The organism is Neorhizobium galegae (genome assembly GCF_021391675.1).
In the GTDB taxonomy this organism is placed as follows: Bacteria; Pseudomonadota; Alphaproteobacteria; order Rhizobiales; family Rhizobiaceae; genus Neorhizobium; species Neorhizobium galegae_B.
Window position 1 is genome coordinate 3,432,454 of the sequence record NZ_CP090095.1, and the last position, 23,251, is coordinate 3,455,704.

Sequence of the window (23,251 nt, forward strand, 5' to 3'; positions counted from 1 at the left end):
GAGAGTTTACTTCGTTCTGCGGAAAGCTCGACTGGAGACCGCGATCGAGTTCTGGCCCGGGTCTTTGGCATTCGCGAACTCGTAGCCATCGGCCTTGTGGATCGGGCCGAATTGCAGCCCTCGTTCCGCCGCGCGGCGGCAGAACGCTTCGACATCCTCCACGTCGAACACCAGTTTGACGATCACCTGGCCGGTCTTCTGCGATTTGGCGGCCGGGTGAAACATCAGGTTGGCGCCGCCATCCTTGCTGACCAGTTCGACGATGCGATCACCGGGCAATCGCAAGACTTCGAAGTCGAAATGCGTCCCGTAAAAACGCACCATCGCTTCGACATCCTTCGCATAGATCGTCACACGGCTGAGCGGCACGGGTTGTCCCTCTGAAGCCAGCAAAACGGCCGCGACGCAACTCGCGGCCTACTGCCTTGTCAGTTCTTCGCCAGTTCCCGCTCGACCGCGTCGACCAGGCGGCTGTCCTGCGCGTCGACATCAGGCGCGAAACGGGCCTTGATCTCGCCGTCGCGGCCGATCAGGAATTTTTCGAAGTTCCAGACGATCTCGCCGTCTTCGACCTCCATGCCGAAGCCGCGCAGCTTTTCCTTCATCGGGCCGTCGCCGGTGGTCGGCACGCCGGAGCCGGTCAGGCCCTGGTAGAGCGGGTGCTTGTCTTCGCCCTTGACGGAGATCTTCGAGAAAATCGGGAATTTTACATCGTAGGTGAGCTGGCAGAACTCGACGATCTCGGCGTCCGTGCCGGGCTCCTGGCCCTTGAAATTGTTGGCCGGGAAGGCGGTGATCACGAAACCATCGCCGCGCTTGTCTTCGTAGAGTTTTTCGAGGCCTTCATACTGCTTGGTCAGGCCGCATTTCGAGGCGACGTTGACGACCAGCATCACCTTGCCCTTGTATTCCGAAAGCGTGGTCTCGCGGCCGTCGGCCAGCTTCACCGGCACGTTCAAAACATCAGTCATCACAAATCTCCATTCAAAACAATTCAATAGCCCACAACCATACCCTAGCGAAGCGACCTGCGTTGTCCAGTGGACAGGCGTCCCCCTTGACGCCCACTGCGCTGGAACTTTAAACGCCTCGCTACATTGATCGGCGGCGCGACCGCACCATCTCCATCCTTCTGCCGGCGGTGATCCTTCTGCCGGCCCTCTCGACGTCAAGGGCGGCATGACCACTCAGCAGATCCTCGCGTTTTCCGTCATCGCCATCATGATGGCAGTCTTTATCTGGGATCGGTTCCGTTACGACGTGGTTGCCTGCTGCGCGCTGGTGCTGGCCGTCGCGCTCGGCGTCGTGCCGGTCAACAGAGCGTTTTCCGGCTTCTCGGACGACATCGTCATCATCGTCGGCAGTGCGCTCGTGGTCAGCGCCGGCGTGGCGCGGTCGGGGATCGTCGATACCGCGATCAAGAAATTCTTCCCGAACCTCAACACGCTGCACACGCAGCTCGCGCTGCTGATGATCGTCGTGGCGGTGCTTTCCGCCTTCATCAAGAATATCGGCGCTCTGGCGATCATGATGCCGGTCGCCTTCCAGTTCGCCCGGAAATCCGGCGCCTCGCCATCGAAATACCTGATGCCGATGGCCTTTGCGGCCCTGCTCGGCGGGTTGATGACCCAGATCGGCACCTCGCCCAATATCGTCGTCTCGCGGCTGAGGGAGGAACTGACCGGCACCTCATTCACGATGTTCGACTTCACGCCACTGGGGGCAATCCTGACCGTCGTCGGCATCACCTTCCTGCTCTTCTTCCATTGGCTGGTGCCAAGCCGCACCCGAGAGAACAGCTCGATCGAAGAGGCGGTGGAGATCACCAACTACACGTCCGAGGTCTCCGTGACCGCCGAGTCGACGATGTTGGAAAAACCGCTCAGCGAACTTCTGAAGCGTGCCGACGGCGAAGTGCTGGCCACCGCCGTGCTGCGCGGCACGGCCCGCATGTCACCCTTTCCGGACCTGAAGTTGCGCGAAGGCGACGTGGTGATGCTGGAAGGCCCGTCGAAGGCGCTCGACCGGATCGTCTCCGGTGGCAGGTTGAAGCTGTCCGGCAAACCGCTCAAGGAAAACGGCCAGGCACAGACGGACGTGATCTCGGTCGAAGCGATCATCACCCAGGAATCGTCGCTCAAGGGTCTGTCCGCCAAGGAACTGGCGCTCTCTTATACGCGCGGCATCAATCTTCTGGCAATCAGCCGGCGCGGCGAGCGGCTGAAGCAGCGGCTGGGCGAGCTGACGCTGATGGCCGGCGACGTGCTGGTGCTGCAGGGCAGCCGCAAGAACCTGCCCGCCGTGCTGCAGGATTTTTCCCTGCTGCCGCTCGCACAGCGCGAAATCCTGCTCGGGACACAGCGGCGCGCCTTCATTCCGCTGGTCATCCTGGCGCTTGCCATGGCCGCAACCGCCGTCGGCATCGCCCCGGTTCCCGTCGCCTTCTTCACCGCCGCCCTCGGCATGGTCGTCTTCCGGGCGATCCCGCTCAACGACTTCTATAAATCGGTCGACGGGCCGATCCTCGTCATGCTGGCGGCACTGATCCCCGTTTCAGATTCGCTGAGGACGACCGGTGGCAGCGAGCTTATCGCAGGCTGGCTCGGCCAGGTGGCCACGACGCTTCCGGCCGGGGGTGCCCTGGGGCTGATCCTTGTCACGGCCATGGCGGTGACGCCGTTCCTCAACAATGCCGCGACGGTGCTCGTCATGGGACCGATCGCGGCGAGCTTCGCCACCAATCTCGGTTTTCGACCGGAGGCGTTCCTGATGGCGGTGGCGATCGGCGCCGGCTGCGATTTCCTCACCCCCGTCGGCCACCAGTGCAACACGCTGGTCTTCGGCCCCGGCGGCTACAAGTTCTCGGACTATCCGAGGCTCGGCCTGCCGCTTTCTTTCCTGATCATCCTCGTCAGCGTGCCGGCGCTGCTCTATGTCTGGCCGGTAAGGTAGGGTTCAGGGCCAAAAACCTTGACGCTCGCGGCTGAATATGGCCTAAGCCTGCGCCAATCCGCATTTCAAAAACAGGCTTGGCGCCTTTCAGGCCGCCACAGATAGAGCATTCTTCATGATCGCCACGAAGCCCCGCGTCCGCATCGCCCCCTCGCCGACCGGCGAGCCGCATGTCGGCACCGCCTATATCGCGCTCTTCAACTATCTCTTCGCCAAGAAACATGGCGGCGAATTCATCCTGCGTATCGAGGATACCGATGCGACGCGTTCGACGCTGGAATTCGAGCAGAAGGTGCTGGACGCGCTGCGCTGGACGGGCCTCACCTGGGCCGAAGGTCCGGATGTCGGCGGCCCCTACGGTCCCTATCGCCAGTCCGACCGCAAGGACATCTACCAGCCCTATGCCCAGCAACTGCTCGACAAGGGCCATGCCTTCCGCTGCTTCTGCACGCCCGAACGGCTGGAGCAGATGCGCGAAGGCCAGCGCGCCGCCGGCAAGCCGCCGAAATACGACGGGCTCTGCCTGAGCTACACGGCCGAGGAAGTGACATCCAGGATGGCGGCCGGCGAAGGCTCGGTCATCCGCATGAAGATCCCGACCGAAGGCTCCTGCGACTTCCACGACGGCGTCTATGGCGACGTGTCGATCCCGTGGGATTCGGTCGACATGCAGGTGCTGATCAAGGGCGATGGCATGCCGACCTATCATATGGCCAACGTCATCGACGACCATCTGATGAAGATCACCCACGTCGCCCGTGGCGAGGAATGGCTGGCATCGGTGCCGAAGCACATCCTGCTCTATCGATATTTCGAGTGGGAACAGCCGGTGTTCATGCACCTGTCGCTGATGCGCAATGCCGACAAGTCGAAACTGTCGAAGCGCAAGAACCCGACCTCGATCTCCTATTATTCCGCGCTCGGCTATCTGCCGGAAGCGCTGATGAACTTTCTGGGCCTGTTCTTCATCCAGATCGCCGAAGGCGAAGAGATGCTGACCATGGACGAGCTCATCGAAAAGTTCGATCCGGACAACCTCTCCAAGGCCGGCGCGATCTTCGACATCCAGAAGCTCGACTGGCTGAACGGCCGCTGGCTGCGCGAAAAACTGTCGCCGGACGAATTCGTCGCCCGCGTGCTGGAATGGGCCATGGAGAACAGTCGCCTGACGGAAGGCCTGAAACACTCGCAGAGCCGTATTTCGAAGCTCGGCGAACTGCCGAACCTCGCCGGCTTCCTGCTATCGAGCGATGTCGGCCTGACGCCGGCCTCGTTTGCGGGCCTCAAGACCAGCCCGGCCGAGACGCTGGAAATCCTCACCACAGTTCAAACGGATCTCGAAAAGATCCTGGAATGGAATGTCGAGACGATCGATGCGGAACTGCGCGCCGTCGCCGACAAGCTCGCCAAGAAGCTGCGCGTCGTCACCCCGCCGCTCTTCGTCGCGGTGTCGGGCTCGTCCCGCTCGCTGCCGTTGTTCGACTCGATGGCGCTGCTCGGCCGCTCGGTGGTGCGCCAGAGGCTGAAGATCGCCGCGACGGTGGTGGCGTCCATGGTGGGCGACGGAAAGTAAAGGCATACGCGACGGGTCCCCTCCCCCTTGTGGGGAGGGTTAGGGAGGGGCCTTTCTTCCTAACATCCAGGAAAACCCTCCCCGTCGCTTCGCTCCGACCCTCCCCACAAGGGGGAGGGTTAGCCGAGCCAGCCGCACCGGCGAAACAACATAAACCTGCCCGAAAAAGGCGAGAACCATGACCGAGAACACGACCGAAACCGCCCTCTCCTCCGACGCCACCCAGGTGCGCGCCCAGAAACTCGCTCTGCTGCGCGAAAAGATCGGCGACGTCTATCCGGCGCATTTCCACCGCACCATGACCAATGCGGAATTGGCCGAGAAATACAAGAACCTGGAAGCGGACGTCGAGACGCAGGATATCGTCACCGTCGCCGGCCGGGTCTATTCCTCGCGCAATTCCGGCATGTTCATGGATATCCATGACGCGTCGGGCAAGGTGCAGATCTTCTCCCACAAGGACACCACGCCGCAGGAAGCGCGCGACCTGCTGCCGATGATCGACATCGGCGACATTATCGGCGTCACCGGCGTCGTGCGCCGCACCAAGCGCGGCGAGCTCACCATCAACGCCCAGAACATCACCATGCTCACCAAGTCGCTGCTCCCCATGCCGGAAAAGTGGCACGGCCTGTCGGACGTCGAGCTGCGTTACCGCAAGCGCCATCTCGACATCATGACCAACGAGGAGTCGAAGCTCCGCTTCCAGCAGCGCAGCCGCATCGTCTCCGGCATCCGTCGCTTCATGGAAAACGACGGTTTCATGGAAGTCGAGACACCGATGCTGCATTCGGTCTATGGCGGCGCCACCGCCGAGCCCTTCAAGACCCACCACAACACGCTGAAGCTCGACATGTACCTGCGCATCGCGCCGGAACTGTTCTTGAAGCGCACTCTGGTTTCGGGCCTCACCGACAAGGTGTTCGAGATCAACCGCAATTTTCGTAACGAAGGCGTCTCGACCAGGCACAATCCTGAATTCACGATGATGGAGTGTTACTGGGCCTATGCCGATTACGAGGACATCATGGACCTCGTCGAGCGCCTGTTCTCGACGCTCGCCATGACCATCCACGGCACGACCGAAGTGAAGTTCGGCGACAAGGAACTCTCCTTCAAAGGCCCGTTCAAGCGCGTGCCAATGCCCGACGCCGTCAAGGAAGCCACCGGCATCGACTTCCTTGCCATGAAGACCGACGAGGAAGCCCGCATCGCCGCCAAGGCCGCCGGTTTCGCGGTCGAGAAGGACTGGACCTGGGGCGAATGCCTCGCCTTCATCTTCGAGGAAAAGGTCGAGGGCACACTGATCCAGCCAAGCCACGTCACCCACTTCCCGAAGGACATCTCGCCCTTCGCCAAGGAAGTCCCGGGCGAACCGCGCCTCGTCGAACGCTTCGAGACCTATTGCAACGCCTGGGAACTGGGCAACGCGTTTTCCGAACTCAACGATCCGGAAGAACAGCGCAAGCGCATGGTCGAGCAGCTCGAACAGGCCCATGCCCGCGGCGAGAAGGACAAGCAGCTCGACGACGAGTTCCTGGACGCGATCGACCAGGGCATGCCCCCTGCCGGCGGCCTCGGCATCGGCGTCGACCGTCTGGTCATGCTGCTGACGGATTCACCGTCCATCCGCGATGTCATCCTGTTCCCGGCGCGCCGCGCCAAGGCGGATTGATAGCGGTTCACCTCACCGCAAATGCCGTCATCCTCGGGTCAAGCCTGAGGAAGACGGGGACACGCCGCCAGCGACAAGGGCCGGTCGTGGGCACCGGAACAGGCCTCATGATCGCCTGTCCGGGTGCGAAGCAGCACCGTATGCCGGTAAGTTCGACCCGAAACGTTTGGGACCATGGCGGAAGACACTTTGATCATCGAACTCAGCCTGGCGGAGCTCCGCGAGGTCACTGGTTATGCGGCAGCGTGCGGTCGATCCGCATTGGCGATCTTCGAACGTGAACGCCCCGAGGACCCGCGCCCATGGGACGCGATCAATGCTGCGCAGGATTTCGCCGACGGAGGCCGCCGGACCAAAACGCTCCGGGACCGCGCCTGGGGCGCGCAACGGGCCGCTCATGAAGCCCGCGACGCCGGAAAGGCCGCCGCGAGCGAGGCCGCCCTCGCGGCGCTGGCGGCAGCCGGGGCGGCCTTCCTCCACCCGCTGGCGAAGGCGGCTCAGGTCAAGCACATCCTCGGATCGGCCGCTCACGCCGCGCGCGCGTTTGAACTCGCCGCCCAAGAGAACCCCGCTGGCGAAGCTAGCCATATGGCGCAAACACCGATCCGTCCGCATCCAGTAGTGGTGGACGTCCTCAAGCGTTATCCGGCCGCTCCAACTGGCGGCGGACGGGTCGGCGAACTGGTCCGTCAGCTCGATGCTTCGCTCCGACAAGCTGAATAGAGAAGGCTCTCCGGGAAGTTACGACTAGGAGAGCTACCAAGATCCGACGCTCAGTCGCCACCCTAGCAAGGGTCGGGGGGCTCGGTGAATACCGTCCAGGGATGACGACGGAGAGGGTGGTGGCGATCACGGCGGCGGCATCCCTATCTCTCCAGCGGGAGAGATAGGAGTTTCAATATTTTGCGAAGCCAAGTTGGAAATCGCAAGTGAGGGGTCCTCCCCCACTCTCAATGCACGACCTGCGCGGCCGGGCCCTTGGCATCCGAAGCTGAAGCCGCCTGGGCGGGTTTCGCGGGTGCGGCCGGAGCCGGTTGGCCCCTGAGCTTTGCAAGCCATTCGGCGCCGGCGGCGTCCGCGTCCGTGGCGCCGGCGGTCTTGGCCGGAGCCGCTTCGGAATGCGCCGTTTCCGGCGGCTTGGCGTCTGAACGAACGGCATCGCCATCGGTCTGCTTCGACCAGCGCTTGCCGCCTTCCGCAGACGTGCGAGGCGCAGGCGCGGGTTCTGATGCCTTGGCGGCCGCCGGGGCTGCGCCGGGTTTCTCCTGTGCCTCGCTGCCGGAGAACACACCCATTATCGAGGCGAGAAAACCGCCCTCTTCCTTTTTCGGTTCTGCGGATGCGGCCTGGGTGGGCGCGGCCGGCTTCTGGTCGCCCTGGCCCTGATTTGGGACCTGATGGGCGGCGGACTTGTTCGATGACGCGGGCGCCGGATGCGCGGCGGCGGCGGCCGGGGCAGCTTGGGCGGCAGCAGCCGGGGCCGCGGCGTGGGTTTCAGGGGCGGCAGGATTACCGGCGGGTGCATGGCCTTGCGCAGGAGCTTCTTGCCCGGAGCCGAAGATCATGCCGGTGACGGAACTGAAGAAGCCGCCGCTCTCCTTGGCCGCGACCTCGCCGCCATGCCCCTCGGCCGGCGCGCCTTGAGCGTCCGCAGGGGCGGCGCCATGACTACTGGCGACCGGTTCGCCGTGTCCGGCGGGTGCGCTCGGCGCGCCGTGACCGTCAGCCTTCGGCTTCTGGCCGTGTTCGCCTTCCGGCGTGGCGACGACCGGGCCGACGCAATCGGCGTGATCGGTCAGCCGGGCGGTAAGCGCCTCGACATCCTCGAGCGGCAGGTCGATACGCATGCCGTAATATTCGCCGTTCGAATTGGCGGTGCCGTCGAGGTAGAATGCCGAATAAAGCTGGGCGTCGGTGCCCTCGGGCGCCTTTTTGGGATCCGGGATATAGACGACCTGGGCGCCGATTGCGCGGCCGCGCATCTGGGCACGATCACGGGGGCCGGCCTTGTCGATCATCGCCACTTGGACGAGATCGGCCTTTTCCTTTTCCTGGACCGCCTTGGCGACGCGCAAGGCCGTGCGGATGCGCGCCAGACCGTCGCCGGTTCCGTCGCTCACCACATATTTGCGGATCCAGTAACGCTGGTCCCGCTTGATCTTGACCGTTTCGAGCGCGGTGCATTCCAGCCCGTTGATCTCCAGATAGGAGGGGCCGAGAATCTTGTCCGTGCCGATGAGCACCGCCGCCGCGCCGCTGCCACCGCCGAGCACGACGATACTGCCCATGAGGATGAAGACGAGCTTCTTGGAAAACCGGAACTTCAGACCCTTCACTTGCCGAACTCCGGCATGGTCAACTCCATTTTTACGCAGAACAACAGGATGGAATAGTGCCGGGATAGTCGCCTATTCTTGTTGAGGAAGCTTTAAGCCGGGAGGTTCTTTTCGCCATCCAGAGGTCTTTCTCGCAGCCAGCGTGCTTCATTCCGGAACGTCCCTGTTTTTGATGCATCCCTCTTGCGCAAATCGAACCGCGGGTATATACCCGCTCCATGCCGAACGACACCTGCCACTGCATTCTGCTGCGCAAGGCCTCCCGAAAGGTCTCGTCTTACTACGACGAGGCCCTGGCGCCGCTCGGCGTCAACATCGGGCAGTTCAGCCTGCTGCGCAACATCAACCGGCTGGCGCCTATCTCGCTGACCGATCTCGCCGTCCAGGTGGAACTGGACCGGTCGACGGTCGGCCGCAATGCCAAGGTGCTGGAGCGCATGGGACTGGTGGCAATCGGCCATGGCGAGGACCAGCGCGAGGCGATGCTGACGGTGGCGCCCAAGGGTGCGGCGATTCTGAAGCAGGGCGCGCCCCTTTGGGACGGCGTCCAGGACGACATCGAAGCCCGGCTCGGGGCCGAGAAAACCAGACAATTGCAGGAGCTGCTCGCAGCCCTCTGATTTTTATGCAAAAGCGGGCATATACCCGAAAATCTCACGCTGCCGGTGCGGCGACGACCAGGAAAGGGACAGACCATGATCTCCAATCGCGCCGCCCAATGGATGGCAGTCAGAAACCTGCACTATGGATGGGTGGTCGCCATCACCACATTCCTGACCATGCTGGCGACCGCCGGCGCCATGGGTTCGGCCGGCGTGATGATCCAGCCGCTGCATCAGGAGTTTGGCTGGGATATCGCCGACATCTCCTCGGCCATGGCCGTCCGCCTCGTGCTTTTCGGCCTGCTCGGACCGTTCGCCGCCGCCTTCATGAACCATTTCGGCGTCCGCCAGGTGGTCACCTTCGCTCTGGCTCTGATCATGAGCGGCATTGTCCTGTCGTTGTTCATGACGCAGGTCTGGCAGCTCGTGGCGCTCTGGGGCGTGGTGATCGGCGTCGGCACCGGCATGACGGCCCTGGTCCTCGGCGCGACGGTCGCGACCCGCTGGTTTTCCAAGAGCCGCGGCCTTGTCGTCGGCCTCATGACCGCCAGCAACGCCACGGGCCAGCTCGTCTTCCTACCGCTGCTCGCCGCCATGACGGAAGCCTACGGCTGGCGCACCGCACTCATCTTTACGGTCGTCGTCATCTCCGCCGCGATGCTGCTGGTCCTGCTCCTGATGCGCGACTATCCGTCCGATGTCGGCCTGCCGGCCTATGGCGAGACCGCAGTGACGCCAGCGCCGAAGCAGGACCACAAGTTCCTGGCGACGCTCTATTCGCCGATCGGCGCGCTGCGTCACGCCTCGACCAGCGGCACATTCTGGGTTCTGTTCGGCACGTTTTTCGTCTGCGGCCTCTCGACAAACGGGCTTATCCAGACCCACTGGATCTCGATCTGCGGCGATTTCGGCATGGCTGCGGTTTCCGCCGCCGGCACGCTCGCTGTGATCGGCATCTTCGACTTCTTCGGCACCATCTTCGCCGGCTGGCTGTCGGACCGCTACGACAATCGCTGGCTGCTGTTCTGGTTCTACGGCCTGCGCGGCTTGTCGCTGGTCTACCTCTCCCTCTCGGGCTTCAGCTTCGTCGAGTTGTCGGTCTTCGCGATCTTCTACGGCCTCGACTGGGTGGCAACCGTGCCGCCGACCGTGAAGCTCGCCGCCGCCGAATTCGGCCGCGAACGGGCCGGCCTGATCTTCGGCTGGGTGTTTGCCGGCCATCAGATCGGTGCGGCCACCGCTGCCTTCGGTGCCGGGTTCCTGAAGAGCGACTTCAACACCTATATGCCGGCCCTGCAGATCGCCGGCGTGATGTGCATGATCGCCGCGGTCTCCGTCCTGCTGCTGCGCAAGCCGGGCGCTGCCAAGCTGGTGCCGCAGCCGGCCTGATGACGCCACACCTCTCTGGCGGTCGACATCGGCCGCCGGAGATTACCTGCCGTTGCAAAACTGCAAACTCGCCGGATATGATATTTGGTGCGCAAAGCGAGCCGCCATCGCCGCGGGAGGCACCATGTCATCGATCACTTCGGGCAACGCCGTTCAATATGCCGACAGCAGCAGGCTCGCTGCTCGCGGACGCCTCAACAGGGAATATACGATCGCCGAAACCGGCTGGTTTCCCTGGGTTGCGCGACAACTGCCCCTGCGGGAGGGCGACCGCGTCCTGGATATCGGCTGCGGCCCGGCCTGGTTCTGGGCATCCGTCAGCAACGATATACCTGAAGATCTCGACCTCACGCTTGCCGATCAGTCCTCCGGAATGGTGGAAGAGGCCCTCGCGCGCTGCATGCCCCTGCCCTTCGGATCGGTCGCGGGCCATCAGGCGGAAGCCGCCGCCATGCCCTTCGAGAACGGCAGTTTCGATGTCGTCATCGCCATGCACATGCTCTACCACCTCCCCGATCCGGCAGCCGGCATCGCGGAAATGTTCCGGGTGCTGAAGCCGGGAGGTTTTCTCGCCGTCACCACCAATGGCATGGGCAACATGCGCGGGATCTACGAACTCACCACCGTTTTCGGCAGCGAGCCGTTCGATCCGAGCGCGGCCGTCTTCGGATACGACAAGGCCGAGGAGCTGATGCGTGCGAGGTTCGGCGATGTCGCCTTTGCGCAGCACCCCGCAAGAATGCGGATCACGGAGCCGGAGGACGTGTTTCTGGCGCTGACTTCCTACCCGCCCGGCGACAGCGCGGACGAGGCTCAATTGGACGCGTTCCGGCAAGCAATCGCCGCCGCATTCGAGCGCGGCCACGGCGTGCTCGAAGTGGAGAAGGAAACCGGCCTGTTCATCAGCAGAAAGCCGATCTGATCCCAGGCGCGGACTTGAGCATTCGCCAAATACAGAAAGGCCCGTCGCGAGACGGGCCTTTCTTCATGCCGGCGGTGGAAGCTGTTATCAGGCGGCCGCGAGGGTCAGTTCCTTCTTGACCATCTGGCGCAGCGACGCGAGGTCCTTGGCGAAGGCGCGGATGCCTTCGGAGAGCTTTTCGGTCGCCATGGCGTCCTCGTTCATCATCCAGCGGAAGGCCTTTTCGTCGAGCGACTGCAAGGGCTCCGCATTGAATGTTTCCGGCACGAGCTTGCGCTCTAGCTTGCCGGTGTCCTTGTCGAGCTCGTCGAGCAGAGCCGGGCTGATCGTCAGGCGGTCGCAGCCGGCCAGCGCTTCGATTTCGCCGGCATTGCGGAAGGAGGCACCCATGACGATCGTCTTGATGCCATTCGCCTTGTAGTAATTGTAGATGGCGCGGACGGACACGACGCCCGGATCGGTCTCGGCGGTGTAGTCCTGGCCGGTCGACTTCTTGTACCAGTCGAGAATGCGGCCGACGAAGGGCGAGATCAGGAACACTTTCGCTTCGGCGCAGGCGATCGCCTGGGCCTGACTGAAGAGAAGCGTCAGGTTGCAGTCGATGCCTTCCTTCTGCAGCACTTCCGCGGCGCGGATGCCTTCCCAGGTGGAGGCGAGCTTGATGAGGATGCGGTCGCGCTCGATGCCGCGCTCCTTGTAGGAGGCAATGATCTGGCGGGCCTTGGCAATCGACGCTTCGGTGTCGAAGGAAAGGTCGGCATCGACTTCGGTCGAAACGCGGCCCGGGACCAGCTCGGACAAGGCGGCACCGACGGTGATCGCCAGGCGGTCGGCCACGGCGGACACGACGGCGTCCGGAGTGCCGGACTGCTTGCGGCCCCAGGCGATCGCTTCCTTGACCTTGTCGGCGAAGATGGGCGTGCCGAGCGCCTTCAGGACGATGGTCGGGTTGGTGGTGCAATCCACGGGCTTCAGGCGGGCGACCGCCTCGATGTCGCCGGTATCGGCAACGACCGTGGTCATGGAACGAAGCTGCTCTAGTTTAGACGTCATCCGAATATTCCTCGATATGGAGAACTAAACGCCTGTTGCGCGATTTGGCTCCTCCGGCGCGTTGGAAGGAACTATCCCCCGCCCACGGTTAAAAAGTCAAGACATTTGTCCTTCGGAATTGACATATGTGTCAGTTGGAACAAGTATCATCTCGCTTGTCCATCATCGTCCCGGAGGCCCGTTGGCTAGGCTCAGACGCGAGACCCATACCGCCTATTCCGAAGCCGCCTCCATGCGGCTGCGCGCGGCGTGGCTTTATTATAACCAGGGATTGACGCAGAAAGATGTCGCCGAACGGTTGGGCTTGAGCCGCTCGACGGTGATCCGCCTGCTCGACGAGGCCATGAAGCGCTCCGAGGTCCAGATCTGGATCAGCGAAGGCATCGACACCTGCGTCGAACTGGCGATCCGCCTGGAAAAGGCCTACGGGCTCGACGAGGCCGTGGTCGTACCGGCGCCGCGCGACAACAGCGCTGCGGCGCTCGCCAGCTCGGTCGGCCTGGCGCTCGGGCAGTTCCTCTCCGAAGTGGTGCAGGACGACATGACCATCGGCGTCGGCTGGGGCCGCACCATGACTGCCTCGCTCGGCAGCTTTCGCCCGCCGCGGCGGAAAAACTGCAAGGTCGTGTCGCTGCTCGGCGGCATCGTCGCGGTGCACCAGACCAATCCGATCGATTACACCTGGCGCTTCGCCGGCCAGCTCGGCGCCGAATGCTACATGTTCCTGGCACCGCTCTTGGTCGATTCGGTCAAGACCAAACGGGCGCTGATCGAGGAATGCGGGCTGAAGACCATCTACGACCTCGCCGAAAACCTCGACCTTGCGGTGGTGAGCTGCGGCGACATCGGGCTGCATTCCACCTCCCTGTCGGAAGGATTCATCTCCAAGGCAGAGCTCGACCGGCTGATTGCGGCCGGCTGCGTCTGCGACACGATGTTCAACTTTCTCGACGAGGAAGGCCGCTCTGTGGATCACAAGCTGAACGAGCGGGTGATGTCGGTGGATCTGGATACGCTGAGGAAGGCCAGGCACATCGTGCTGTCGTCGGGCGGCGCCCATCGGGCCGTGGCGATCCGGGCCACGATCCGCAGGGTCGGGTGCCATACGCTGATTACCGATGAGACGGCGGCAAAGGAGTTGTTGCGGCTGAACGACGCCTCCGAGAGCGCACAAGGGGCGGCCTGACCCCTGGCCACACCACTGCCTGCGCGTGAACGGAAGGGCAATCAGGCAGCGGTCAGGAACTCTACTCCGAGGGAATTGATCCGCCGCCAGCGGACTTCGCATTCGAAATGTCGGCCATCTGACAAGGCGAGGCCGAAGCTTTCCGGCACGGACAAGGCATTCTCGATCTTGATCAACGCGCCGCCGGCCGAAATTTCCTTCACGATGCAGTCGAAGGTCGAATGATCGCCATTGAAGATGATCTTGGCGCCTAGAAAGCTTTTCGATCTCTGGTGTCTGCGCTCATGCACCTGACGGCGTCCTTCGACAGCTATTTCAGGTTTCGCTTATATGCCCCCATGGGCAATCCCGCAATCCTCGGAGGCCGCCCATGGCTTTTTCAGGCGACCTGGTATCTGCCGGCTTGCGGCCCGGAAACGGAACCTGACCGCCGAACTTACGCGTTTCCCGCTTCCCAGCCCAGGATCGCCCGCTTGCGCGTCAGCCCCCAGTGATAGCCGGTGAGCGCCCCGCTCTTGCCGAGCGCCCGATGACAGGGAACCACGAACGAGATCGGGTTCGCCCCGACCGCCGCACCCACGGCGCGGCTGGCGGTCGGCTGGCCGATATCGTTGGCGACGTCGGAATAGGTGACGGCCTTGCCGAACGGGATCTTCAAGAGGCTCTGCCAGACGCGGACCTGGAAGTCGGTGCCGATGAGCACAACTTTCAGCGGCTGGTCGCAGGACCAGTTCGCACGGTCGAAGACGCGGCCGACATAGGGCGCCGTCATCTCCTGGTCGGGAACATATTCGGCATTCGGCCAGCGGCGCATCATGTCGTCAAGCGCCGCCTGTTCATGGCCGAGATCGGCAAAGGCGAGCCCCGAAAGTCCGCGGTCGGTCGCCATGACCAGTGCCTCGCCGAAGGGCGACGGGTGGAAACCGTAGCGGATCGTCAGGCCGCCGCCGCGCGCCTTCCATTCGCCGGGCGACATCGCCTCGTGGGTGACGAACAGGTCGTGAAGGCGGCCGGGACCGGAGAGGCCGAGCTCATAGGAGGCTTCGAGCAGCGGCAGTTCCTCCTTGCCGAGCAGGCGCTTGGCATGATCGAGGGTGATGGCCTGCAGAAAAGCCTTGGGCGACAGCCCGGCCCAGCGCGTGAACACCTTCTGGAGCTGGGTCGGCGACTGGCCGAGTTCCGACGCAATGGCCTCGAGCGACGGCTGGTCACGGTAGTCGAGCGTGATCATCTCGATGACGCGGCGAACGGTTTCATAGTCGGAGCCATCGGGTGTCACGTCGACGGGCGGCGAACTGATCTGGGCGAGAGCATTCATGGCTTGTCTCCTCTGCAGCGGGCGCACCGTCCAAACCGGACCTTGGGCGCGCAACAATCGCCGTGCAACTGGTATGCTGCTTACATGCCCCTTTGGCTTGACCGAAACCACCCGTTTCTTGCCCTATTGCAGGTTTTCCAACCCGCCTAAACCCGCTGCCTGACGGTTGCCAGGGCTCCTCTGAAGGCCTTGGCGAAACTTTCCCGATCGTCCGGATTGAGGAAGGAGCCGATATCGGTGCCGCGCCCCTCGCCCGTCACATACATGGAGGTTATGCCGAACTCGTCGTGGCGGCGGACGTTGAAGCGCGCCCAGAACGGATTGAAGCGATGCTCCACGACACGCCCCGTCGGCGAGAATTTCCGGATCGACAGATTGCTGCGCGAGACAGTCACTTCCTCGCGCGCGCGGCCAGAGCGGTAGCTCATCTTCAGCGCGATGTAGAGACCGAGGAAATCGAGCCCGAAGAAGAAGCCGATAGGATAGGCGCCGGTGATCAGGAAAAAGCCGCCATAGAGAAGGCAGATGCCGCCTGTCAGCACCAGCACGACGCGAAAGCCCGTCCTGCCGAGCGAACGGTAGGGCGTCAGTTCGGCTGCGAAAACGGGCTGTTCCTCGGAAACGTCCACGTTGATTTCCCTCCTGCGGGATGCCTATACAGGCATATGGCGACTCCAAAGATCAAATCCAAAACCAGCACCCCGCAAAAGTCAAATCACACGCCCGAGCGCAAGGCCGCACCCCGGCCGGCGACCAAGCCGAAGCGCTTCAAATCCGCCTACACCAAGGCGGAAATGGAAGAGATTTTTCGCCGCTTTTCGGTACAGCGGCCGGAGCCGAAGGGTGAACTGGAGCACGTGAACCCGTTCACGCTGGTGGTGGCGGTGGCACTGTCCGCCCAGGCGACCGACGCGGGCGTCAACAAGGCGACGAGGGCGCTCTTCAAGATCGCCGATACGCCCGAAAAGATGCTCGCCCTCGGGGAGGAAGGCGTCACCCAATATATCAAGACGATCGGGCTCTACCGCAACAAGGCGAAGAACGTCATCGCGCTCTGTCGCATGCTGATCGACGAGTTCGGCTCCGAAGTGCCGAGGACGCGCGAAGAGCTGATCCGCCTGCCGGGCGTCGGCCGCAAGACGGCGAATGTGGTGATGTCGATGGCCTTCGGCGTGCCGACGCTGGCGGTCGACACGCATGTCTTCCGCATCGCCAACCGGCTCTTGATGGCGCCGGGCAAGACGCCCGACGCGGTCGAGGAAAACCTCTTGAAGGTGATCCCAGACCAGTATCTCTTCCACGCCCACCACTGGCTGATCCTGCACGGCCGTTACTGCTGCAAGGCGCGAAAGCCCGAATGCGAGCGCTGCGTCATCGCCGATCTCTGCCGCTCGCCGGAAAAGACCATCGACGTGCCGGCGCCGCTTGTGGAATTGCCGCAGCAGCTAATCGGCGAGGCTGTCGAGTAGAGCAGCGATTGCCGCTTCGGAGTCCTCGCGCTTGCCGCCTTTGGGCAATTCCTGCCCGCCTAAAGCTTGAAGCCGGGGTCCCGCTTCGAGACCGCCTTGTGGAGATGCACCATCAGGCCCGCGGCAAACAGCGGCGTCAGCAGGTTGACGATCGGGACCGCCAGGAAACACGCGATCAGAAGGCCGGCCAGAAACACGGTGGAGGAATGTTTCGAGCGGAAGGCGCGTGCTTCCGCGGGCGTGCGAAACCGCATCGCCGCAAACTCGAAGAATTCCCGGCCGAGCAGATAGCCGTTCACCACGAAGAAGGCGATCAGGTTGATGCCGGGGATGAACAGCAGGAAAAGCGCCACGATATTGCCGACAATGACGACGCCCAGAAACTGGATCGAGCCGATGATCGCCTGGGCAAGCGGCATCGCCTTGCCGGGCGCATCGTTCGGATAATCGCGCTTCTCGACGACTTCGGCGACATCGTCGAGGAACAGGCCGGCGATCAGCGCCGTGATCGGCGCGATCAGCAGAGCGAGCGCCAGCGCCAGTCCGATGCCGGCAGCAATCGCCGCAAACAGGGTCAACCAACCCGCCCAATCCGGCAGGTCCGGGAAAAAGCCCGCGAACCACGGCCAGGCATAAAGGATGAAGACTTCGCGGAGCGCGAACCACAGACCGATCAGCACAAGCGCGGTGAGACCCAGTGTCTTCCAGAACACGGAACGGGTTTCGGGGGAAAACAGGTTGGCGAGCGAAAGGCGTGCGGCGTCGAGTATCATCGGCGTCTCCAGGTTGGCGGGAGAGATGTAGGTGGGAGGGAGCGGCGGAGCAAGGAGGGGCGGCAAAAGCGAGGCGACAGTATCCCTGCCCCTGTGAGAGCTGCCGATACGACACCGCAAACATGCCCGACCGAACTGGCGTGGGAGATGGGATGACACGATGCCGGCCCGGCAGGCGTCGGTTAATTTTCCGCGGGCAACCGAACACAACTTTAATTGTATATTAATACAACTTTAAACATGTTCGCCCCGCCAGGAACTCTCCGGTTGGCTTCCGGTTCAACCGCGTGCACGCTGCAATCCAGCGGCGGACGAACCGCTCAATTTTTGCCTTCGGCTGATATGTTTTTTGGATTTGTTCGGAATGATCTCTTTTGTCGTCCGGCTGAGAAGCCGTGCACATTTCATCGTTAAGAGCAATGTCGTCGGGAAAAATGCGACCTTCCTGGGCGCACGCGCAAGCCGCAGAAAGGAGGCCAGGCAAAGGCTCGGGATCCTGATCGCCGGCTTCCTTGCGGTCTATTTCATCGTCGGCGCGCGCCTTGTCCAATACGGTCTTGCCGAACCGGCCGCGACGGGAGCAATTTCCAGCAATCCCGTCGCATCCAGGCCGGACATCGTCGATCGCAACGGAGCGTTGCTGGCCACCGACCTCAACATGATCTCGCTCTACGCCGACCCGCGCCGGATCGTCGATGCGGACGAAGTCGTCGAAAAGCTTGCCTTCGTCATCCCCAACCTCGACTGGAGCGAAACCCACAAGAAGCTGAGATCGCAGACCGCCTTCCAGTGGCTGAAACGGCAGCTCACCCCGAAACAGCAGGCGGATATCCTGGCGCTCGGCATTCCCGGCATCGGCTTCCGACCGGAGAAACGTCGGTTCTATCCAGGCGGCGCGACCGCCTCTCACATCGTCGGCCATGTGAATGTCGACAATCAGGGCCTTGCCGGAATGGAGCGATACCTGGATCAGCAGGGTCTTGGCGATCTTCGCCTGGCCGGACTGACCGGGGGCGCCCCGCTCGAACCCGTCAGACTGTCCATCGATCTCCGCGTCCAGAATATCGTCCGCCAGGTCGTCGCGAACGCGATGACCGCCTATAAGGCCGAGGCTGCGGGCGCCGTGGTTCTCGATGTCGATACCGGCGAGGTTCTGGCGATGGCATCGGTGCCCGACTACGACCTCAATGAACCCTCCCGGACGCTGCCCGACGGCAGCGTGGACAAGGACTATGAAAAGGGCTGGTTCAACCGGATGAGCAACGCCACGTTCGAAATGGGCTCGACCTTCAAGAGCTTCACTCTGGCGATGGGGTTGGACGAAGGCAAGATCACCCTGAACTCCGTCGTCGATGCGTCCCGGCCCATCCGCATGGGTGGCTTCACCATCAAGGACTTCCGCGGAAAGAACCGGCCGCTGACGATCTCCGAAGTCTTCCAGTATTCATCGAATATCGGCACCGCGGCGGTGGCGGACAGGGTCGGGATCGAGGGCCACCAGCAGTTCCTCACGAAGCTCGGGCTTCTGTCCAGGATGGAAACCGAAATGCCGGGCGTGGCGACGCCAACCCAGCCGAAGACATGGAAGAAGATCAACTCGGTCACCATCTCGTTCGGCCACGGGGTTGCAACCACTCCGCTGCAGACCGCGGTTGCCGCCGCCGCCCTGATCAACGGCGGAACTCTTGTTCCTCCCACGTTTCTTCCCCGCTCCCGGGCAGAGGCCGAACAGGTTTCCCGCCCAGTGATAAAGCAGGGCACCAGCGTCGATATGCGCTACCTGTTCACCTGGAACGGCGTGAAGGGCTCGGGACGCGGTGCGCAGGTCGAAGGTTTCCAGGTCGGCGGCAAGACCGGCACGGCCGACAAGGTGATCAACGGACGTTATGCCAAGGATATCAATTTCAACGCCTTCGTCGCAGCCTTCCCGATGGACAAACCGAAATACATCGTGCTTTCGATAATCGATGCTCCGCAGACAGGGGAACACGGCGGACGCACGGCGGCATCCACCGCCGCCCCGATGATCAAGGAGATCATCGGTCGATCAGCGCCTTTGCTCGGCGTACAGCCCCGTTTCGGATCTTCGGGTGCCCCAAACCTGCTGGTGAACTACTAGACAGTGGGGTAGCCCCCGCACAGGCGCCTACATCATTCCCCGCAACTCCTCCCGGTGCCTGACCATCGCCAGGAACCGCCGGTAATCCCGCCCGTACGGCTCGGCCCGCGCCGGGTCTGGCAGCCGCTCGGTTCCACCGCCATCCATCGCCTGCCCCGCTTCGAACAGCGAGCCATGCACCCCGCCGGCCACGGCAGCCGCCATTGCCGTCCCGAGCAGCACGGCATCGCGGTTCTCCGGGATCACCACCTTGCGGCCGGTGACGTCGGCGTAGAGTTCCACCAGCAGCGGGTTGTTGACGTGGCCGCCGGTGACGTGGAGGGTTTCGAAGCGGTATCCGTAGTCCGAGAGGGCGTCGAGAATATGCCTTATGCCGAGCGCGATCGAGACGCAGGTGCGCCAGTAAAGCCGGCAGAGGCCGTCGAAGGACGTGTCGAGCGTCAGCCCGCTGATGACGCCGGTCGCGTGCGGGTCGGCAAGCGGCGAGCGGTTGCCGTGGAAATCCGGCAGGACGTGAAGGTTCGGGGCGATATCGCCCTCGGTCTCGGTGCGCAGCTCGCCGACGCGGGCGATGATGCGGCCGTGAAGCTCTGCAGTCGGCTCGCCGCCGGCGGCGTGCATCAGCACGATATGGTCGAGCAGCGCACCTGCCGCCGACTGTCCCCCTTCGACCAGCCAGTGACCGGGCAGGATCGCCTCGTAATAGGGGCCCCAGAGGCTGCGGCCGGGCTTGGAATCCTTCGTGAAGGCGACGATGCAGCTCGACGTGCCGCCGATCAGCGCCACGCTGGTTTCGAGTTTGGAGCCTTCGGACGCGCCGCCGGAAACCCCGCCAAGGACGCCAAAGGCGCCGGCATAGGCATCGATCATGCCAGGCGCCACCTGCACTTTCGTGTCGAGGCCGAGTTCTTCGGCGGCCTGGCGGCTGAGGCCGCCGACGCTTGCCCCGACGCCGATCGTCTCGTCGGGCAGGCCGCCCTTTTCGAGAAGGTCTTCGAGGCCGGCGAGCGCCAGGTAGTCGGCGCTCCAGCCCGACTTTTCGTGGGCGAGATAGTTCCATTTGGCGGTCAGCGTGCAGCGGGAGCGGGCGGGCGAGCCGGTCGCCTTCCAGGTGAGGAAATCGGCGAGGTCGAAGAAATAGCCCGCCCTCGCCCAACTCTGCGGCAGATGCTGTTTCAGCCACATCAGCTTCGGCATTTCCATCTCGGGCGACAGCGAGCCGCCGGAGAATTCGAGCACCTTGTGGCCGGTGGCGGAAAGCTGCTCGGCCTGTCTGATCGCCCGGTGGTCGAGCCAGACGATGGTGTCGTGATTGGCCTTGCCGGTCGTCGAAACGCTGAGCGGTCGGCCTTCGCGGTCGCGGGCAACGAGAGAACAGGTGGCGTCGAAGCCGATTGCGGCGACACGGTCGGCAGTCATGCCGGCCTCCGCCATAGCCTCCCTTACCGATCGGCAGGTGGCGGCCCAGATATCCTCGGAATCGTGTTCGGCGTGGTTTTGTTTCGGGCGGAACATCAGGATGGGGTGCTTGGCCTTGGCGAGCAGGCGCCCGTCGCGATCAAAGACGCCGGCGCGGGCGCTGCCCGTGCCGATATCGACCGCAACGAGATGATCACGCATCCGGATTTGTTTCCTGTCCCTTGTGGTCGCTCAGGTATTCCGCAGGCCGCACTTAAAGTGCCGACTGCTGAACGGGGCCGTTGCGACCCTCTATATGTTTCCGGACAAGGTGGATCAAATCCGGCATCGCGTCAAACACGACTTCCGGTGAAAGTGCATCGATGCGCTCCCGGTAGCCGGGAACGCTGGCATGCGAACCGCCGACGAAGGCAAACACCGACATGCCGGCGCTGTGGCCCGCCTGGATGCCGGCAGGGCTGTCCTCGATGACGATGCAGCTCCTGGGATCGGCGCCCATTTCGCTCGCCGCATGCAGGAAGAGATCCGGCGCCGGCTTGCCCTTTTCCACCATCGTGGCGGAAAAGATGTTCGGCTCCAGCTTGTCGATCAGGCCGGTCAGCGACAGGGACAGGCGGATGCGCTCCGGCTGGCTGGAGGACGCCACGCAGCGACGGAAACCTAACGTGTCCAGGGTCTCGGCTATGCCCGGCATCGGCTGCAACTCGGCGCGGAAGCGGGCGTAGAGATCGTGGCGCATGTCCTCGAGGAAACCGTCGTCCGCCTCGACCCCGAATTCCTCGCGCATCGTTTTCGTCACGGTGCCGAGGCTGCGGCCAAGGAAGCGGCGATAGGCCTCAGCCGCATCCATCTCGACCCCCTTGCGGCGCAGCGCATCGACCAGCACGCGCACGGAAACGGGCTCGCTGTCGACGAGGACCCCGTCGCAATCGAAGATCACCAGTGGTCCCGCCGACTGTTGCACGTCCGTCACCCGCTATTTGACCAGCTTGCCGCCGAGATAAAGCTCGAGCGTCTTGGCCGTCCCCTCAACCCAGAGCGTCTTTAGCGCATGCGCAAAGCGGGTGCGGAACAGCTCGGATTTCGCAACGTCTCCAAAAATATCGCCAAGTGCAAGGAAGGCGTCCGGGTTATCCTTGGCTTTCAGCGCCGCGGCGTTCAGGCGGTCGGCGCTGGCGTCGTTGAAGACGATCTCCTTGCCGCTGTCGGACGTGCCGGCGAAGTAGCGGCACCAGAGCGCGGAGACCAGCGAGAGGCCGATAATATCCTGGCCCTTGGCAAGCCGGTCGGCGGTCGACGGCAGGATGAATTTCGGCTGGCGATTGGAGCCGTCCTGCGCGAGACGCGGAATGGTGTCGCCGATCTTGGGGTTGGAGAAGCGCCGCTCGATCAGCTTGTAGTAGTCGATGAGGTTGGTGTTCGGCACCGGCGGGATGACCGAGATGATCTCGTCCTTTTCCAGTTTTTCGAGGAAGGCGCGGATCAGCTTGTGCTCCATCGCCTCGTGCACGAAATGGATATCGAGAAGGGCTGCCGGATAGGCGATCGCCGCATGGCCGCCGTTCAAAATGCGGATCTTCATCAGCTCGTAGGGCGCTACATCGGGCACGAACTGGACGCCGACCTCTTCCAGCCGGGGACGACCGGAGGGGAACTTGTCCTCCATCACCCACTGCTTGAATTCCTCACAGAACACAGGCCAGTTGTCGTCGATGCCGAAGTCGTTCTTGAGGATGTCGATCTCGCGGCTCCCCGTGGCGGGCGTGATGCGATCGACCATCGAGTTCGGAAAGGCGACGTTCTGGTGGATCCAGTGGGCGAAATCCGGGTCGGAAAGCCGGGCAAGCCCGATGACGGCGTTCTCCGTTACCTCGCCGTTTCCGGGAATGTTGTCACAGGACATGATGGTGAACGGGGCGATCCCCCGCGCCTTGCGCTCCTTGAGGCCGGCAAGGATCAGGCCGAATACGGTCTTCGGGTTCGCGGGGTTCTTCCCGTCTTCGGCGATCGCCGGATGGGCCGGGTTGAACCCACCCGATGCATCGATGAAATAGCCGCCTTCGGTGATCGTCATCGACACAATGCGGATATTCGGGTCGGCCAGTGTCTCGATCAGGGTCGCAACGTCGCCGGGGGCGATGATGTCGATCATCGGCGCGGTGATGCGGGCGGCGGTCCTGTTGTTGTCCTGCTCGACGACGGTGGTGAGGAAATCCTGAGCCTTCAGCTTGTCGCGCATGGCCCCGTCTGACGGCATCACGCCGGCGCCGATGATCGCCCAGTCATGCGCCTTGCCGGTGTTGAACAGGTCGTCGAGATAGATCGCCTGGTGGGCACGATGGAAATTGCCGACGCCGAAATGGAGGATGCCGGCGGTCAGACTTTTGGGATCATAGGCCGGCACGGCGGCGGTGGCCGCAGCGTCATTCAAGCTCGCCAGCGAAAGCTTCACAGTCATTGTCTTT

At 63.1% G+C, this 23,251-nt stretch carries 21 protein-coding genes; 10 read left to right on the top strand and 11 right to left on the bottom strand.

The features are described from left to right. Window positions 1-6: 6 nt before the first annotated feature. Together LZK81_RS17100 and LZK81_RS17105 are read right to left on the bottom strand one after the other, a co-directional pair. Window positions 7-369 (bottom strand): VOC family protein, encoded by a 363-nt coding sequence (locus LZK81_RS17100; RefSeq protein WP_046624713.1) that lies wholly within the window; start codon window positions 367-369, stop codon window positions 7-9. 59 nt (window positions 370-428) lie between these two features. Then, window positions 429-971: a glutathione peroxidase gene (locus tag LZK81_RS17105; RefSeq protein ID WP_046604471.1), complete on the bottom strand. Its 543-nt coding sequence runs from the start codon at window positions 969-971 to the stop codon at window positions 429-431. 208 nt (window positions 972-1,179) lie between these two features. Between LZK81_RS17105 and LZK81_RS17110 the strand changes: the two genes are divergently transcribed. From LZK81_RS17110 to LZK81_RS17125, 4 genes are all read left to right on the top strand, one after another. Next, window positions 1,180-2,952 carry an SLC13 family permease gene (locus LZK81_RS17110; RefSeq protein WP_233954020.1) on the top strand — a complete coding sequence of 591 codons (1,773 nt, stop codon included), beginning with the start codon at window positions 1,180-1,182 and terminating at the stop codon, window positions 2,950-2,952. Between the two features lie 115 nt (window positions 2,953-3,067). Beyond that, window positions 3,068-4,525, top strand: coding sequence for a glutamate--tRNA ligase (gltX, locus tag LZK81_RS17115; protein WP_233954021.1), 1,458 nt, complete (start codon window positions 3,068-3,070; stop codon window positions 4,523-4,525). 178 nt (window positions 4,526-4,703) lie between these two features. Beyond that, complete coding sequence (gene lysS, locus LZK81_RS17120) at window positions 4,704-6,200, top strand: lysine--tRNA ligase (protein ID WP_233954022.1); 1,497 nt, start codon at window positions 4,704-4,706, stop codon at window positions 6,198-6,200. A 189-nt stretch (window positions 6,201-6,389) separates the two neighbouring features. Next, window positions 6,390-6,923, top strand: coding sequence for a putative immunity protein (locus tag LZK81_RS17125; RefSeq protein WP_233954023.1), 534 nt, complete (start codon window positions 6,390-6,392; stop codon window positions 6,921-6,923). Window positions 6,924-7,150: 227 nt separating this feature from the next. Here LZK81_RS17125 and LZK81_RS17130 read toward each other — a convergent pair whose 3' ends face one another. Continuing rightward, window positions 7,151-8,536: a hypothetical protein gene (locus LZK81_RS17130; protein WP_233954024.1), complete on the bottom strand. Its 1,386-nt coding sequence runs from the start codon at window positions 8,534-8,536 to the stop codon at window positions 7,151-7,153. Between the two features lie 218 nt (window positions 8,537-8,754). Between LZK81_RS17130 and LZK81_RS17135 the strand changes: the two genes are divergently transcribed. The 3 genes from LZK81_RS17135 to LZK81_RS17145 all read left to right on the top strand — a co-directional run bounded on the left by LZK81_RS17135 (window position 8,755) and on the right by LZK81_RS17145 (window position 11,449). Further along, window positions 8,755-9,156 (top strand): MarR family winged helix-turn-helix transcriptional regulator, encoded by a 402-nt coding sequence (locus LZK81_RS17135; RefSeq protein WP_046604467.1) that lies wholly within the window; start codon window positions 8,755-8,757, stop codon window positions 9,154-9,156. Window positions 9,157-9,231: 75 nt separating this feature from the next. Then, complete coding sequence (locus LZK81_RS17140) at window positions 9,232-10,527, top strand: MFS transporter (RefSeq protein ID WP_046608376.1); 1,296 nt, start codon at window positions 9,232-9,234, stop codon at window positions 10,525-10,527. Window positions 10,528-10,651: 124 nt separating this feature from the next. Next, a complete protein-coding gene (locus LZK81_RS17145; RefSeq protein ID WP_046624707.1) occupies window positions 10,652-11,449 on the top strand; it encodes a class I SAM-dependent methyltransferase in 798 nt (265 codons plus the stop codon). 87 nt (window positions 11,450-11,536) lie between these two features. Here LZK81_RS17145 and tal read toward each other — a convergent pair whose 3' ends face one another. Continuing rightward, complete coding sequence (tal, locus tag LZK81_RS17150; RefSeq protein WP_046604464.1) at window positions 11,537-12,502, bottom strand: transaldolase; 966 nt, start codon at window positions 12,500-12,502, stop codon at window positions 11,537-11,539. A 181-nt stretch (window positions 12,503-12,683) separates the two neighbouring features. Here tal and LZK81_RS17155 point away from each other — a divergent pair, with 181 nt between their 5' ends. Next, window positions 12,684-13,688 carry a sugar-binding transcriptional regulator gene (locus LZK81_RS17155; RefSeq protein WP_233954025.1) on the top strand — a complete coding sequence of 335 codons (1,005 nt, stop codon included), beginning with the start codon at window positions 12,684-12,686 and terminating at the stop codon, window positions 13,686-13,688. A gap of 41 nt (window positions 13,689-13,729) precedes the next feature. Here the strand turns inward: LZK81_RS17155 and LZK81_RS17160 are convergent, their stop codons facing one another. The 3 genes from LZK81_RS17160 to LZK81_RS17170 all read right to left on the bottom strand — a co-directional run bounded on the left by LZK81_RS17160 (window position 13,730) and on the right by LZK81_RS17170 (window position 15,635). Further along, window positions 13,730-13,978, bottom strand: a complete 249-nt coding sequence (locus LZK81_RS17160; protein WP_037077420.1) for a PilZ domain-containing protein — start codon at window positions 13,976-13,978, stop codon at window positions 13,730-13,732. Between the two features lie 146 nt (window positions 13,979-14,124). After that, window positions 14,125-15,006, bottom strand: a complete 882-nt coding sequence (locus LZK81_RS17165) for a methylated-DNA--[protein]-cysteine S-methyltransferase (protein WP_233954026.1) — start codon at window positions 15,004-15,006, stop codon at window positions 14,125-14,127. A 146-nt stretch (window positions 15,007-15,152) separates the two neighbouring features. Continuing rightward, complete coding sequence (locus LZK81_RS17170) at window positions 15,153-15,635, bottom strand: DUF2244 domain-containing protein (RefSeq protein WP_233954027.1); 483 nt, start codon at window positions 15,633-15,635, stop codon at window positions 15,153-15,155. Window positions 15,636-15,671: 36 nt separating this feature from the next. Between LZK81_RS17170 and nth the strand changes: the two genes are divergently transcribed. Beyond that, entirely contained in the window at window positions 15,672-16,475 is an 804-nt protein-coding gene (gene nth / locus LZK81_RS17175; protein WP_233954028.1) for an endonuclease III, read from the top strand. 59 nt (window positions 16,476-16,534) lie between these two features. Here nth and LZK81_RS17180 read toward each other — a convergent pair whose 3' ends face one another. Next, on the bottom strand, window positions 16,535-17,248 hold the full coding sequence (locus LZK81_RS17180; protein WP_233954029.1) for a sulfate transporter family protein: 714 nt from the start codon (window positions 17,246-17,248) through the stop codon (window positions 16,535-16,537). A gap of 364 nt (window positions 17,249-17,612) precedes the next feature. On the opposite strand from LZK81_RS17180, the gene LZK81_RS17185 reads away from it, so the two are divergent. Next, window positions 17,613-19,367, top strand: coding sequence for a peptidoglycan D,D-transpeptidase FtsI family protein (locus tag LZK81_RS17185; RefSeq protein ID WP_233954030.1), 1,755 nt, complete (start codon window positions 17,613-17,615; stop codon window positions 19,365-19,367). Window positions 19,368-19,394: 27 nt separating this feature from the next. On the opposite strand, the gene LZK81_RS17190 is transcribed toward LZK81_RS17185, so the two are convergent. Genes LZK81_RS17190 through LZK81_RS17200 form a run of 3 tightly spaced genes read right to left on the bottom strand, consistent with a single transcriptional unit; the run spans window position 19,395 to window position 23,244 of the window. Then, a complete protein-coding gene (locus LZK81_RS17190) occupies window positions 19,395-20,987 on the bottom strand; it encodes an FGGY-family carbohydrate kinase (RefSeq protein WP_233954031.1) in 1,593 nt (530 codons plus the stop codon). A 52-nt stretch (window positions 20,988-21,039) separates the two neighbouring features. Further along, complete coding sequence (locus LZK81_RS17195) at window positions 21,040-21,750, bottom strand: HAD family hydrolase (RefSeq protein ID WP_233954032.1); 711 nt, start codon at window positions 21,748-21,750, stop codon at window positions 21,040-21,042. 12 nt (window positions 21,751-21,762) lie between these two features. Further along, window positions 21,763-23,244 carry a mannitol dehydrogenase family protein gene (locus LZK81_RS17200; protein WP_233954033.1) on the bottom strand — a complete coding sequence of 494 codons (1,482 nt, stop codon included), beginning with the start codon at window positions 23,242-23,244 and terminating at the stop codon, window positions 21,763-21,765. Window positions 23,245-23,251 lie beyond the last annotated feature (7 nt).